Source organism: Pseudomonas sp. 32A, assembly GCF_052682255.1.
The window spans coordinates 6,137,939-6,151,687 of the sequence record NZ_JBQYLY010000001.1; the positions used below are offsets into that span (position 1 = coordinate 6,137,939).

Annotated in this window: 18 protein-coding genes; 10 read left to right on the forward strand and 8 right to left on the reverse strand. The window is 58.1% G+C overall.

Translation table 11 applies throughout. From position 1 onward, the window contains the following. Positions 1-32: 32 nt before the first annotated feature. The 4 genes from alkB to ACUN0G_RS28270 form a co-directional block, all read right to left on the reverse strand. Positions 33-713 (reverse strand): DNA oxidative demethylase AlkB, encoded by a 681-nt coding sequence (gene alkB, locus ACUN0G_RS28255; RefSeq protein WP_445574947.1) that lies wholly within the window; start codon positions 711-713, stop codon positions 33-35. Next, entirely contained in the window at positions 703-1,419 is a 717-nt protein-coding gene (locus tag ACUN0G_RS28260; RefSeq protein WP_445574948.1) for a 2OG-Fe(II) oxygenase, read from the reverse strand. The genes alkB and ACUN0G_RS28260 overlap by 11 nt, the downstream gene beginning before the upstream one ends. Positions 1,420-1,501: 82 nt before the next feature. Next, entirely contained in the window at positions 1,502-1,666 is a 165-nt protein-coding gene (locus ACUN0G_RS28265) for a hypothetical protein (protein WP_421525524.1), read from the reverse strand. Positions 1,667-1,677: 11 nt separating this feature from the next. Then, entirely contained in the window at positions 1,678-1,980 is a 303-nt protein-coding gene (locus tag ACUN0G_RS28270) for a DUF1883 domain-containing protein (RefSeq protein WP_003212586.1), read from the reverse strand. A 211-nt stretch (positions 1,981-2,191) separates the two neighbouring features. Here ACUN0G_RS28270 and ACUN0G_RS28275 point away from each other — a divergent pair, with 211 nt between their 5' ends. The 4 genes from ACUN0G_RS28275 to ACUN0G_RS28290 all read left to right on the forward strand — a co-directional run bounded on the left by ACUN0G_RS28275 (position 2,192) and on the right by ACUN0G_RS28290 (position 4,591). Beyond that, positions 2,192-2,542 carry a hypothetical protein gene (locus tag ACUN0G_RS28275; protein WP_017480375.1) on the forward strand — a complete coding sequence of 117 codons (351 nt, stop codon included), beginning with the start codon at positions 2,192-2,194 and terminating at the stop codon, positions 2,540-2,542. A 196-nt stretch (positions 2,543-2,738) separates the two neighbouring features. After that, positions 2,739-3,389, forward strand: coding sequence for a c-type cytochrome (locus ACUN0G_RS28280; RefSeq protein ID WP_445574949.1), 651 nt, complete (start codon positions 2,739-2,741; stop codon positions 3,387-3,389). Next, positions 3,386-4,297, forward strand: a complete 912-nt coding sequence (locus ACUN0G_RS28285; protein WP_445574950.1) for a c-type cytochrome — start codon at positions 3,386-3,388, stop codon at positions 4,295-4,297. Before ACUN0G_RS28280 ends, ACUN0G_RS28285 begins: the two co-directional genes overlap by 4 nt. Before the next feature lie 63 nt (positions 4,298-4,360). Beyond that, positions 4,361-4,591, forward strand: coding sequence for a hypothetical protein (locus tag ACUN0G_RS28290; RefSeq protein WP_445574951.1), 231 nt, complete (start codon positions 4,361-4,363; stop codon positions 4,589-4,591). On the opposite strand, the gene ACUN0G_RS28295 is transcribed toward ACUN0G_RS28290, so the two are convergent. Further along, entirely contained in the window at positions 4,592-4,876 is a 285-nt protein-coding gene (locus ACUN0G_RS28295; protein WP_003212581.1) for a hypothetical protein, read from the reverse strand. A 145-nt stretch (positions 4,877-5,021) separates the two neighbouring features. Next, positions 5,022-5,207 (reverse strand): hypothetical protein, encoded by a 186-nt coding sequence (locus ACUN0G_RS28300; RefSeq protein ID WP_003212580.1) that lies wholly within the window; start codon positions 5,205-5,207, stop codon positions 5,022-5,024. Between the two features lie 307 nt (positions 5,208-5,514). On the opposite strand from ACUN0G_RS28300, the gene galU reads away from it, so the two are divergent. Then, positions 5,515-6,354: a UTP--glucose-1-phosphate uridylyltransferase GalU gene (gene galU, locus ACUN0G_RS28305; RefSeq protein ID WP_003212579.1), complete on the forward strand. Its 840-nt coding sequence runs from the start codon at positions 5,515-5,517 to the stop codon at positions 6,352-6,354. A gap of 103 nt (positions 6,355-6,457) precedes the next feature. Continuing rightward, the gene (gene gorA, locus ACUN0G_RS28310) at positions 6,458-7,816 is read left to right on the forward strand and encodes a glutathione-disulfide reductase (protein WP_445574952.1); all 1,359 of its coding nucleotides are present in this window, start codon (positions 6,458-6,460) and stop codon (positions 7,814-7,816) included. Here the strand turns inward: gorA and ACUN0G_RS28315 are convergent, their stop codons facing one another. Continuing rightward, a complete protein-coding gene (locus tag ACUN0G_RS28315; RefSeq protein WP_445574953.1) occupies positions 7,817-8,824 on the reverse strand; it encodes a DNA-binding protein in 1,008 nt (335 codons plus the stop codon). A gap of 161 nt (positions 8,825-8,985) precedes the next feature. Between ACUN0G_RS28315 and ACUN0G_RS28320 the strand changes: the two genes are divergently transcribed. The 3 genes from ACUN0G_RS28320 (at position 8,986) to ahpF (ending at position 12,306) form a co-directional block, all read left to right on the forward strand. Next, complete coding sequence (locus ACUN0G_RS28320; RefSeq protein ID WP_445574954.1) at positions 8,986-9,912, forward strand: site-specific integrase; 927 nt, start codon at positions 8,986-8,988, stop codon at positions 9,910-9,912. Positions 9,913-10,061: 149 nt separating this feature from the next. Continuing rightward, positions 10,062-10,625, forward strand: a complete 564-nt coding sequence (gene ahpC / locus ACUN0G_RS28325) for an alkyl hydroperoxide reductase subunit C (RefSeq protein ID WP_003173835.1) — start codon at positions 10,062-10,064, stop codon at positions 10,623-10,625. Positions 10,626-10,752: 127 nt separating this feature from the next. Beyond that, positions 10,753-12,306 (forward strand): alkyl hydroperoxide reductase subunit F, encoded by a 1,554-nt coding sequence (gene ahpF, locus ACUN0G_RS28330; protein ID WP_421553487.1) that lies wholly within the window; start codon positions 10,753-10,755, stop codon positions 12,304-12,306. Between the two features lie 52 nt (positions 12,307-12,358). Here the strand turns inward: ahpF and gloA are convergent, their stop codons facing one another. Beyond that, positions 12,359-12,880, reverse strand: coding sequence for a lactoylglutathione lyase (gloA, locus tag ACUN0G_RS28335; RefSeq protein ID WP_258346200.1), 522 nt, complete (start codon positions 12,878-12,880; stop codon positions 12,359-12,361). Positions 12,881-13,074: 194 nt separating this feature from the next. Here gloA and ACUN0G_RS28340 point away from each other — a divergent pair, with 194 nt between their 5' ends. After that, positions 13,075-13,611: a DUF4946 domain-containing protein gene (locus ACUN0G_RS28340; RefSeq protein ID WP_421525509.1), complete on the forward strand. Its 537-nt coding sequence runs from the start codon at positions 13,075-13,077 to the stop codon at positions 13,609-13,611. The last annotated feature ends 138 nt before the right edge of the window (positions 13,612-13,749 follow it).

A 13,749-nucleotide genomic window follows, 5' to 3' on the forward strand; every position in this document is an offset into this window, starting at 1 on the left:
CATTCGCAACACTCCGATGCTTGCGGTCAAATTCACCCGGCCGTGCGAAACGTCAGGTTGATGCGCTGCGGCCCCATGACCGGATGAGTGCCGGGCTTGATCGGCATCACGCCGTGAAAGCGCAGGCGATCCACACCGCCCCATACCACCACATCGCCATGGAACAGCGAGACTTTTTGTGCCTTGTCGCCTCGCTCATGGCCGCCGAACAGAAAGATCGCCGGCAAACCCAGTGACACGGAGACCACTGGAGCGGCGTAGCGGCGCTCGTTCTTGTCCTGATGCAGGGACATTTTCGCGCCTGGCACATAGCGGTTGATCAGGCAGGCATCCGGTTCGAAATCGTCGAAACCTGCATCTGCTGCGGCCATCACGGCCAGTTCGCGCAATGCGGCCGGCAGGGCTGGCCAGGGTTGTTGGTTATTCGGGTCAATTGGGGAGTAGCGATAACCGGTGGAGTCGGTCGTCCAGCCCAATTCACCGCAACTGCTTAACGCCGCCGACATGGTAAAACCACCGGGTGTGACCATTTGCCGGAACGGCGATTGAGCCAGTACCCGCCGCAGCTCCGGCAGCAAACGCTCGACCCAGGGTAAGGCGTAGCCTCTGAGAACGTAGGATTGTTCACCGATTTGCTCGCGCCCCGGGGGCTGCTGCAAGGCCTCGTCGGCAAACAAATCGGCGGTTGCTCCGGGATCGGTCTTACTGCGCATCGTGAAAAATCACTCCCAAGGTATGCCGCGTACCACTGTGCAGAACACTGACCCCATGGCGCAAGGTCACCCGATGAAACCCCCTCACGCTGGGCATGGGTCGCTGATTGACCGCGAAGATCACGGCGTCGCCCCTGTTCAGCGGTACGACCTGGGCCCGGGATTGCATGCGTGGTCGCTGTTCGGTCAGCACCAGTTCGCCGCCACGGAAGTCTTCTCCCGGCTGCGACAACAGGATGGCCACTTGTAAGGGAAACACATGTTCGCCGTACAGATCCTGGTGCAGGCAGTTGTAGTCGCCGGGGCCGTATTGCAGCAATAACGGGGTAGGGCGCTGTTGCCCCGCGGCGTGGCATCGGGCAATGAAGTCAGCATGGTGTGCCGGGTAGGTGATCGGCAGGTTCATCTGTTCGTTCCAGCGATTGGCCAGGGGCGCCAGGTATTGATACAGCTGCTCACGCAACTCGCTGACCCGGGTGGGCAGCGGATAGCGGAAATATTTGTACTCGCCCCGACCAAAGCCGTGCCTGGCCATCAGCACATGGGAGCGAAACCGCTCAGGGTGCGGGTAGTGGCCGCAGAGCTGCGCACATTCTTGCTGACCCAGCAGCGCTGGAATGATTGCGTTGCCCTGTTGATCGAGGTCTTGCTCGATCGCTCGCCAATCCAGCTTGGCCAAGCGTTCTTGCAGTGAGGTAGAAGGCATCGGCGAGTTCCTGTGGCAGCGGATAAAGGCTGCCAGTCTAGGAAGTCGCCAGCGTTACGACACTCCGATGCTTGCGCTCGAATTACAGGGCCTTGCTCACATTGATATCGGTGATTTCATCGCTGGCATCGTGCATTTTCGCCAGCGCCGCCTTGGCTTCCTCGATGCTGCCTGCTTGCAATTGGGCGAATTCGAAGCGGCGCTCACCGTTGAGTTTGTACTTGATCACATATTTGGTGGTAGTCACGGGCATTCCTGTCAGCTGAGTTTCGAATTGGTGCGACGCACGATGCGGATCTTGTGGGACAAGGTCGGCTTTTTGGTCACGCTGATGGCGCGGCGGGTCACCACGTCCAGGGTAATGTTCCAGAACCCAGTGCTCGGCGCGGTGATTTTTGCCGGGAACTTGTCGAATGCGCCGCCGTGGTAGGTGTGGCGGCCACCGTTCTTGAAACTGCGAAAGTTCGCGTCGCTCATCAGGCGGATGTTGCACGTTTGCGAACATTCAATGACGACAATGTCTCCTTCATTGAGGTGTTCGCGCTGGTGGATGAATTTCATGAGGTGTCTCCAGAAGGGCTTTTTCTGAAAAATCAGAACGATACGTAGGATAAGATGGAGTTTATCAGCCCCAGCACGTTTATTATCGGACCGTCGTCGACGAGTTCGACAATTTAAAACAGTTATTTACCGAGTTATCAGGGATAAATCCTACATTGACGGGAGAAAAATACCTTTCCCGCTGTCGTAGGGTCTTTATCGGAGGTTTTTTATGAAGTGGAGTGTGTTGGTTCTGGCCTTGGCGTTGGGTGGATGTGCTTCGGTGGCGGATATCAAGCAGACCCCACCGACGCTGGCAGTGATCTCCGGGAAAAAACCACAGGAATACGCGGCGTGTATCGTCCAGAAACTCTCGAAAACCCGTAGGCCATCACAGATCGAGCCCCACAAGGATGGCGTTCAGGTTATCGTTCCGCAGAAGTTTTCTGCTGATCCGTCGGCCATTTTTGAAATTGAAGAGCGCTCCAGCGGTAGCAGCATCAAACTCTACGAGAGCATGTCCAATGTGCCTATCCGTCCGGGTGACGTGAAGGCCGCAGGGGAGGCTTGCATTTCCGGCTGAGTCTGTCAGCCGCTCACTTTTGAATCCGATCAAGAAACCCGACCTGCCAGTGCAGTGTCGGGTTTTTTGTGTGGAATTTTCAGTGCGTCGCCCTTTTCCTTCGGTGCGGGGTGTTGTGGCTATCGAATCATTACCCTACCATTTGTAGGCTTATGCCTAATTCGCCTAAGCATATAACTATAAAAATGGAGTCGTGATGATGTCTCTGGAACGAGTTCTGATGGGTAGCGCGCTGCTGCTGATGCTGGGCAATGCCCACGCGCTAGAGGGGAAGAACGTATTTACGCAGGGTGGGTCACAGCCGGGAGCTGCGCCGTGCGTAGCCTGTCACGGAGCGGATGGGCTGGGGCTGGCAGCGGCCGGCTTTCCGCGCCTGGCCGGTTTGCCGGCGGGGTATTTGCGCAAGCAACTCGAGGATTTTAAAAGCGGCGCCCGTACCAGTCCGGTGATGCAACCGCTGGCCAACGCCTTGACGGAAGAGGAAATCAACGCTGTGACCCGGGAACTGGCGGCAATGCCTGCGCCGGTGGCCGTTTCGGTGCACCGCAGCGAGATGCCAACCGAAGCGGCGCAAAAGATTGCCCTGCAAGGCGCGTGGGAGCGCCAGATTCCGGCCTGCGTCAGCTGTCATGGCCCGGGCGGTGTGGGTGTCGGCGACGCATTTCCGCCGCTTGCCGGGCAATCCGCGGCCTACCTGGCGGCGCAGTTGCATGCCTGGCGCAGTGGCACGCGCCATAACGATCCGAACGATTTGATGGGCCATATCGCTAAATCCCTCAGCGCTGAGGAAGTGCAGGCCGTGGCCACCTATTTTGCGTCGTTGAGCGGCCAGGAGGCCAAGCCATGAAGCTTTTCTTATTGGCAGCCCTCGCCAGCGTGCCTGCCCATGCTGCCACCATCGCCATGGAAGATCAGTCACAGTTGCAGCCCACCGCCAGTCCGACGGCTGCCGCGCAGTTCCAGCCGCCGCAAGAGCGCGAGCTGCCGGATAATGCCTACGGCAAGCTGGTGAAGCAGGGCTATGCCCTGTTTGTCGACACCAGGCGCCTGGCGCCGCAATTTGTCGGCAATGGCCTCAATTGCAGCAATTGCCACCTGGACCAGGGCCGCCTGGCCAATTCCGCGCCGCTGTGGGGCGCGTACCCGATGTACCCGGCGTATCGAAAAAAGAACGACAAGGTCAATACCTTCGCCGAGCGCTTGCAGGGCTGTTTCCAGTTCAGCATGAATGGCGGCACGCCACCGGCCGCAGACAGCCCGGAAATTACTGCGCTGTCGGTGTATGCCTACTGGCTGTCGAGCAAGGCGCCGTTGGGCGTCGAGTTGCCGGGGCGGGGGTATCCGGAGGTGCCGGCACCCGCCAAGGGGTACGACCTGGCCCAGGGCGCGGAGGTCTATAAGGGTCAATGCGCGGTGTGCCATGGCGCCGAAGGCGAGGGCCAGAAAGTCGGTGACAGCTACGTGATGCCGCCGCTGTGGGGTAAAGACTCCTACAACTGGGGCGCTGGGATGCACCGTATCAATACGGCAGCGTCCTTCATCAAGCACAACATGCCCCTGGGCAAGGGCGGCAGCCTGAGCGACCAGCAAGCCTGGGACGTGGCGGCCTATGTCAACCGCCACGAGCGACCTCAGGACCCGCGCCTGGTGGAAGGCTCAGTGGAGAAAACCCGGGTGAAGTTCCACGCCAATGACGGCGTCAATCTTTACGGGCAAACGGTGGATGGCGTACTGATTGGCCAAGGCATCCGTTAAACTGTCGATCACCCACAAAAAATGCCGCTGAATCAGCGGCATTGTCTTTTCGGAAATTTATTCATGAAGCGTGAGCAAGTCAGAGAACAACATGCAGGGGGGCATATTTCTGCGACCCATGTGATTCAAAATCCCGCGGATACCGGCGAGTGGATCGTGTTCTTCAAAAAGAGCGGCGGTCGCAGCTATTTCCTGGTGGATGACCAGGATGAAGTCGAATCCTTTGCTCGCCTGGACGACTTGATCGAGACCATTCGCGGCCTGGGCATCAAGTTCGCCGAAATTCACATGTAATTACTTGCAAACTACCGTCACGCTGCGGGTCTTGTAGTTGCCGACATCCTTGCCCAGGGTCTTGTCGCTTTCTTTCAGGGCCGGTGTGCCTTCGGTACCGACGATCCGGTAACCGGTGCCCGCGCAGGACGCATCAGCCTTTTCATAGCAACTGGCCCAGGAGTTGGCTTCGCCGGAGCAATCGATGGCCAGGCCTTGTTCGCCGTTTTTCAGGACGGTGTCGGAAGTGGTGGTGCAGCCACCGGTAAGCGCCAGTACCGCAATCAGTGCCAGGATCTTGTTCATGTAGGAGTCGTCATTAGGGTGTTGGAGGGAAGCGCTGACACTGTCGTGGGGCGTTTCAGGCGAGATTATAGCGAACCGCCATCAAGGTACAGACAAACACAAAAAAGCCCCGATAAACGAGGCTTGATTGGCATTGCTACGGGTATTACTTGGTCTTGGGACGTTTGCTCGACGCGTGGCCCGCTTCATCTACGAACACTTCGGCCACGGCGCAGGCTTGAGCTTCGGTAGCGAATGCCCCGGCAACGCTGTCGCCGTGGAAGTTGATCAGGTGCCAGCCATCCGCTCGCTTGGTGATCAGGTAGCCGTTCACGCCTTTTGGTTCTGACATCTATCAATCTCGTTGTCTGGTTCAAGGCGGTAATGATAGCGCCAAACGGCCTGGGGCGGCGCAAGTTGTTGCAGGTCAGTGCCGATCGCCATAAAGCGTGCTAAAAAGGTTTAAGCCCTTTGAGTGACGGGCGCAAGCCGACGATTTCTAACAGCGGCGAAGGCACAAGATTGAATGCCGGCGGAACTTACGCCGACATTTTTTCTCTATGTTGACATCGCGGCGCCAGCAGCACCCATTGTAAGGTGACTGCGGCCTGATTAGACTGCGCCGAATTTCGTACGCACAGCCCTTTGTAAGGACTCATATGATCAAGAAATGCTTGTTCCCAGCAGCCGGTTACGGCACTCGCTTCCTGCCAGCGACCAAGGCCATGCCCAAAGAAATGCTGCCGGTGGTGAACAAGCCACTGATCCAGTACGGCGTGGAAGAAGCACTGGATGCCGGCCTGAACGAAATTTCGATCGTGACCGGCCGTGGCAAACGCGCCCTGGAAGACCACTTCGACATCAGCTACGAGCTGGAAAACCAGATCAAGGGCACCGACAAGGAAAAATACCTGGTCGGCATCCGTAAACTGCTCGACGAGTGCTCGTTCTCCTACACCCGTCAGACCCAAATGAAAGGCCTGGGTCATGCGATCCTGACCGGTCGCCCGCTGATCGGTGACGAACCTTTCGCCGTGGTACTGGCGGATGACCTGTGTGTAAACCTGGAAGGTGACGGCGTCCTGACCCAGATGGTCAAGCTGTACCAGAAGTACCGTTGCACCATCGTCGCGGTTCAAGAGGTTGATCCTCAGGAAACCAACAAGTACGGCGTGATCGCCGGCGACGATATCGGCGATGGCCTGATCCGCGTACGTGACATGGTTGAAAAACCGGCGCCGGAAGATGCTCCGTCGAACCTGGCGATCATCGGTCGCTACATCCTGACTCCGGATATCTTCAAGCTGATCGAAGAAACCGAGCCGGGCAAGGGTGGCGAGATCCAGATCACCGACGCCCTGCTGAAGCAGGCAAAAGACGGTTGCGTGATTGCCTACAAGTTCAAAGGTCGTCGTTTTGACTGCGGTGGCGCTGAAGGCTACATCGAAGCAACCAACTTCTGCTACGAGCACTTCTACAAGACTGGCAAGGCTTACTGATTCACGGTTGCCTGCTTGATCTGGGAAAGCCACCTTCGGGTGGCTTTTTCGTTTTTCGGCCCCATGTAAGCAGGTATGCTGTTGTCCTGCCGAGGAGAGTGAAATGGCCTACGATTTTGACCTTTATGTAATTGGTGCCGGTTCCGGCGGTGTGCGCGCTGCACGATTCGCCGCAGGTTTTGGCGCCAAGGTGGCAGTGGCTGAAAGCCGCTACCTGGGCGGTACCTGTGTGAACGTGGGCTGTGTGCCGAAGAAGCTGTTGGTGTACGGCGCGCATTTCGCCGAAGACTTCGAGCAGGCCAGCGGTTTTGGCTGGTCCCTGGGTGAAGCAAACTTCGATTGGGCGACCCTGATCGCCAACAAGGATCGCGAGATCAACCGCCTCAATGGCATCTACCGCAACCTGCTGGTCAACAGCGGCGTGACCCTGCATGAAGGCCATGCGCGGTTGGTAGACCCGCATCAGGTGGAAATCAACGGTGAGCGCTTTACCGCCAAGCACATTCTGGTGGCCACCGGTGGCTGGCCGCAGATCCCGGAAATCCCGGGGCGCGAGCACGCCATTGGTTCCAATGAGGCGTTCTTCCTCAAAGAGTTGCCCAAGCGTGTGCTGGTGGTCGGCGGCGGTTACATCGCTGTCGAGTTTGCCGGGATTTTCCATGGCCTGGGCGCAAAGACCTCTCTGCTGTATCGCGGCGACTTGTTCTTGCGCGGTTTTGACGGTTCGGTGCGCACACACTTGAAAGAAGAGCTGACCAAGCGTGGCCTGGATCTGCAATTCAATGCCGACATCGAGCGCATCGACAAGCAGGCCGACGGTAGCCTGAAAGCCACCTTGAAAGACGGCCGCGTGCTGGAAGCCGACTGTGTGTTCTACGCCACTGGCCGACGCCCGATGCTCGATAACCTGGGGCTGGAAAACACCGGCGTCAAGTTGGACAAGCGCGGCTTTGTCGAAGTGGATGATCTGTACCAGACTGCCGAACCGTCGATCCTGGCGATTGGCGATGTGATCGGTCGTGTGCAACTGACGCCGGTAGCGCTGGCTGAAGGCATGGCCGTGGCACGTCGCCTGTTCAAGCCTGAGCAATATCGCCCGGTGGATTACGCGATGATCCCGACAGCGGTGTTCAGCCTGCCGAATATCGGCACCGTGGGCCTGAGCGAAGAGCAGGCCCGTGCAGACGGCCACAAGGTGCAGGTTTTCGAAAGCCGCTTCCGGCCGATGAAGCTGACCCTGACCGAGTGCCAGGAAAAGACCCTGATGAAGCTGGTGGTGGACGCCGAGACCGACAAGGTCCTGGGTTGCCACATGGTCGGCCCGGACGCCGGGGAGATCGTGCAGGGCCTGGCGATCGCACTCAAGGCGGGCGCGACCAAGCAGCATTTCGACGAAACCATCGGCGTGCACCCTACGGCGGCGGAAGAGTTCGTCACCATGCGCACGCCGGTGGCGCAGTAATCAGCCCTCGGTAGTTGCCTCTGGCACCGTCGCAACGACGGCCGCCAGGCGCAACGCCTCGATGCTGGCCTGGGCTTTGACCAGGTCCAGCTCCAGGGTTTTGTTGGTCTGCTGATGCTCGGCCAGCGCTTCCTGGCGCGTCTGACTTTCCAGAAGTGCAACCCGCAAGCGTTCCTGCAGCAGGGTGCGTTCGCTGTCGATCACGCTCACCTGTTCGCTAAGCTGGCGCTGCTGATCGCGGTCCTGGCGGGCCTGTTCCTGCAGTGCGCTCAATTCCTTCACTGTCACTCGATGCTCAATCAGCAGGCGCTCGTTATCGCGATGCAGCTGGGTGATCTCGTCCTGGCGCACCATTGCGCTCTGCTGAGCCTGACGCAGCTCGGCCTGTACCTGTTGCAACTGACCCTCATGGCGGCGCTGTTCCTGCTCACGCTGATCCTTGATTGCGTTGCGGTAATGCTCAAGAGCGTCCCGGGCGTGCAGGTGCTTTTCTTCCAGTGAGCGAATCTGCTCGTCCTTGTCGTTGATCCGCAGCTCGTAATCGCTGCACGCCTGGCTCAGCCCGGCGTTGCGGGTTTGCTCGGTTTGCAGGCTGGAGCGGGTGCTTTGCAGCGCCGCACTTTCGTCCGCCAGGGCGGCCGCCTGGATATCGAATTGTTGCTTGAGTTGGCTGTGGGCGGCTTCCAGCTCCTCGACCTGGGCGAGCAGGGCGGCTTTCTGTTGCTGGAACTGCGCCAGGGCCAGGTCGATAGGCTCCTGGGCCTTTTCCTTAAGACGCTGAGCCAGCCGTGCCACCAGTTCGCCAAGCTCGTCGTCGATGGGCGCTTCGGTGATGGTCTGGCGGGTTTCGCTTTCGTCCAGCTCCTTCAAATAGCGGTGAATCGTGGTTTTCGAGCCGGTATTGCCCATCTCGATGCGTACTGCATCGATGCTTGGGTTTTCGCCGCGGGCGAGGATCGCCAGGCGTGCCGTTTGAACTACTGCTTTATTGATGCCGCCGCGAGCCATGGAGTCTCCGTCGATTTAGTACTGTGTTACGTAGTATGTATTTACGTACTATATCACGATTATATTTAGGCTGAAATTGATGATTTAACAGATGGGATATTGGCGTATTATCCCGTGTGATCAAGGTTTTGAAGTGGACAGCGCCCAATGGCAGTACAGGTATGAGTGAACTGGACCGTTATCTGAATGCGGCCACCCGCGATAACACCCGCCGCAGTTATCGAGCGGCAATCGAGCATTTCGAGGTGAATTGGGGTGGATTCCTGCCGGCCACCAGCGAAAGCGTGGCGCGCTACCTGGTGGCCCATGCGGGCGTGTTGTCGGTCAACACGTTGAAGCTGCGCTTGTCGGCCTTGGCTCAGTGGCATACCAGCCAGGGTTTTCCCGATCCGACCAAGGCGCCGGTGGTGCGTAAAGTCCTGAAAGGGATTCGCGCCGTGCACCCGGCTCAGGAAAAACAGGCCGAACCATTGCAGCTCCAGCACCTGGAGCAGGTGATCCAGTTTCTCGAACAGGAAGGCCGCGACGCCCGAAGCGCAGAAGACCATCCCCGCTGGCTGCGTGCCAAACGTGACGCCGCATTGATCCTGCTGGGTTTCTGGCGCGGGTTTCGTAGTGATGAGCTGTGCCGGTTGAATATCGAGCACGTGCAGGCAGTACCCGGTTCGGGCATTACCCTGTATTTGCCGCGCAGTAAAAGCGATCGGGAGAACCTGGGTCGCACTTACCAGGCGCCGGCGTTGCTGCGCCTGTGCCCGGTCCAGGCCTACAGCGAGTGGCTCAGTGCTTCGGCGCTGGTGCGCGGCCCGGTATTTCGCGGTATAGACCGCTGGGGCAACCTGGGCGAGGAGGGCTTGCACCCCAACAGCGTGATCCCGCTATTGCGCCAGGCCCTGGAGCGCGCGGGCATTGCAGCGGATCAATACACCAGCCACTCACTGCGCCGGGGCTTTGCCACCTGGGCCCATCGCAGTGGCTGGGACTTGAAGTCGTTGATGACTTACGTCGGCTGGAAAGACATGAAATCTGCCATGCGCTATGTTGAAGCGACACCCTTTCTCGGCATGACCCGCGCATCCCTCGAGTGATTGAAGGTTTCTTCTATTAATACCGTCCGTTGATAGTGAAAACCAATCGTCAGCATCAGGTTTGCCAATGAGCCATCGGCCGGGAGAGTGGGTAGGATTCACCTCATCAACTTACTAAGCCCTTTTACAAACCTGACGGAGAGTCAACGATGCCTATCATCAACAGCCAAGTAAAACCGTTCAAAGCTACCGCCTACAAAAACGGCAACTTCGTAGACGTGACTGATGCTGACCTGAAAGGCAAATGGTCTGTCGTCTTCTTCTACCCAGCCGACTTCACCTTCGTCTGCCCAACCGAACTGGAAGACCTGGCTGACAACTACGCCGAATTCCAGAAACTGGGCGTTGAAATCTACAGCGTTTCTACCGACACCCACTTTGCCCACGCTGCCTGGCACAACACTTCGCCAGCCATCGGCAAAATCCAGTACACCATGATCGGCGACCCGACCCTGACCATCTCCCGCAACTTCGACGTACTGATCGAAGAAGCTGGCCTGGCAGACCGTGGCACCTTCGTGATCAACCCGGAAGGCCAGATCAAAATCGTTGAACTGAACGATGGCGGCGTTGGCCGTGACGCTTCCGAGCTGCTGCGCAAGATCAAGGCTGCTCAGTACGTTGCTGCTCACCCAGGCGAAGTGTGCCCAGCCAAGTGGAAAGAAGGCGAGGCCACCCTGGCTCCGTCCCTGGACCTGGTCGGCAAGATCTAAGTCTGTGAAGTGCCAAGGGCGGGTTACCGCACCTAAGTAAGCTGCATCCGCCCTCAAAACGCCCGGGCGAGATTCGCTCGGGCGTTTTTTTGTCTGCAATAAACCGAATTAATAGGAAATCGCCCGTATGTTGGACGCCAATCTTAAAGCTCAGTTGAAGTCATACCTGGAACGGGTCACCCAGCCGATCGAGATCGTCGCCTCCCTCGACGACGGTGCGAAATCCGAGGAAATGCTTGCCTTGTTGCAGGACGTAGCCAGTCTCTCGACGCTGATTACCCTGCAAAGCGATGGCAACGATGCGCGCAAGCCTTCGTTCTCCATCAACCGCCCGGGTGCCGATATCAGCCTGCGTTTCGCCGGCATCCCAATGGGTCATGAATTCACTTCGCTGGTGTTGGCGCTGCTGCAAGTCGGCGGCCACCCATCGAAGGCCAGTGTCGAAGTGATTGAACAGATTCGCGCCCTTAAAGGCGAGTTCAGCTTCGAGACTTATTTCTCGCTGTCGTGCCAGAACTGCCCGGACGTGGTCCAGGCGCTGAACCTGATGGCGGTACTGAACCCGAACATTCGCCACGTCGCCATCGACGGTGCGTTGTTCCAGGCCGAAGTCGATGATCGTCAGATCATGGCTGTGCCGAGTGTTTACCTGAACGGTGTGAACTTCGGCCAGGGCCGCATGGGCCTGGAAGAGATCCTCGCCAAGCTCGACACCAGCGGCATTGAAAAACAAGCCGAGAAAATCAGCGCCAAAGACGCCTTTGACGTGCTGGTCGTCGGCGGTGGCCCAGCCGGCGCAGCTGCAGCGATCTACGCGGCCCGTAAAGGCATTCGTACCGGTGTGGCCGCTGAGCGTTTTGGTGGCCAGGTGCTGGACACCATGGCGATCGAGAACTTTATCTCGGTGCAGGAAACCGAAGGGCCGAAACTGGCCAGTGCTCTTGAAGAACACGTCAAGCAGTACGACGTGGACGTCATGAACCTGCAACGCGCCAACGCGCTGATCCCGGCCAAGAACGCGGGTGAGCTGCACGAAATCCGTTTCGAAAGCGGTGCGACCCTGAAGTCCAAGACCGTGATCCTGGCCACCGGCGCCCGCTGGCGTGAAATGGGTGTGCCGGGCGAGCAGGAATACAAGGCCAAGGGCGTGTGCTTCTGCCCGCACTGCGATGGTCCATTGTTCAAAGGCAAGCGTGTGGCGGTGATCGGCGGCGGTAACTCCGGCGTTGAAGCGGCCATCGACCTGGCCGGTATCGTCAGCCACGTGACCTTGCTGGAATTCGACAGCAAACTGCGCGCCGATGCTGTGTTGCAGCGCAAGTTGTACAGCCTGCCTAACGTTGACGTGATCACCAGCGCGCTCACCAGTGAAGTCAAAGGTGACGGTCAGAAGGTTACCGGCCTGGCGTACAAGGATCGTGACAGTGGCGAGTTCAAGACCGTTGACCTGGAAGGTATCTTTGTCCAGATCGGCTTGCTGCCCAACACCGACTGGCTCAAAGGCACCGTCGAGTTGTCGCCCCGTGGCGAAATCATTGTCGATGCCCGTGGCGAGACTTCACTGCCAGGTATCTTCGCCGCTGGCGACGTCACTACCGTGCCGTACAAGCAGATCGTGATCGCCGTGGGCGAGGGCGCCAAGGCCTCCCTGAGTGCTTTCGATCACCTGATCCGCAGCTAAGCTGCCGGCCCTGAAACGAAAAACCCCATGAGTGATCATGGGGTTTTTTTTGTTACAGCGGCGTTGGCTGAATGATTTCAACCCAGTACCCATCCGGGTCTTTCACGAAGGCCAGGCTTTTCATGCGGCCATCACTCAAACGCTTCTGGAAGTCGCAGCCCAGTTCTTCAAAGCGTGCGCAGGCAGCCACAATGTCCGGCACCGAGATGCAGATATGACCAAAGCCGCGCGGGTCAGTGTTGCCGTTGTGATAGGCAAAGTCCGCGTCGTTTTCGGTGCCGTGGTTGTGAGTCAATTCCAGGATGCCCGGAATCGACTTCATCCACTGGGTGCGTGCGGCAGCGTCGGCCGGGATCTGGGCCTTGTCCACCAGGGCCAGGAAGTACAGGCTGAATTCGGCTTCCGGAAAGTCACGTTTTTCAACCAGGGAAAAACCCAGTACGCGGGTGTAGAAATCCAGCGACTTGGTGATGTCCTTGACCCGCAACATGGTGTGGTTGAACACGAAGTTCGTGGTGGCGGTGTCAGGTTGGGCGGTTACGCCCGGGAATGTGTTCAGTTCGTGCAGGCTCATGGGCCCTCCAGAGAAGAATGGGGCAAACGCAGCTCTAGTTCGAGCGATCCCTTGGCTTGCGGCTGGCATCCGTGCAGCCGGTCCATGATACGCAGCCCTGCCGGATGCGCCAAATGAAAAAGGTCACGCAGCCCTTGCGAGCAGCGGGTACAGAGGCCCAAACTTTGTGGCTTGAACCTTGAGTGTTTTTCGCAATGATCGGATTTCGCGCACCGCTGTTAAGTACCCTGGGCCTGTTGTTGGGCAGCACTGCTGCATGGGCGGCTGACCCGGAAATTCATTGGCCCAGTGGCTGGCAGGTGGAGGAGGTGGTGCCCGACGATCAGGCTCCGGCGCAACCGTCGGCAGTGTCCCGCCAGCGTGCGATCAAGAATGATGAAAATGGCGCGACCTTGATGGTCATGGAGTTGACAGGCACTCCGATCGAAGCGGGGCATACGGTCAATCTTCAAGGTGTGCTGCTGGAAATGCGCAAGTCCATCCAGAAGGACTTTGCCCAAGGCGGTTATCAAAGTGTGTGCACCAAGATGCACCCCACAACATTGAGCCGCCTTGAGGCGTTGGAAACTACTTGTGTAATCACCGAGAACGGTCGGCATGTGCTGTCGCAAACCCTGGTGGGAGCGGTCGACACCGATAAGGCCTATGTATTTTCATACGCAGGCCAGGCCCAGGCTTACGAATCAAGCAAGGATGAAGTCAGTTCGGTGCGTGAAAGCCTGAAACTTTGAGCGCTGTAGGCAAAGCAGAAAATTAGTCGATTTGCACAAAGTGAAATGTTTTTTAAAGTTCGTTTTTGAAAGTGCGAGGGGCCTGTTTTGTTTCAATATCGATGCCTGTAAGCAAAAAAAGCCCTGCATGTGCAGGGC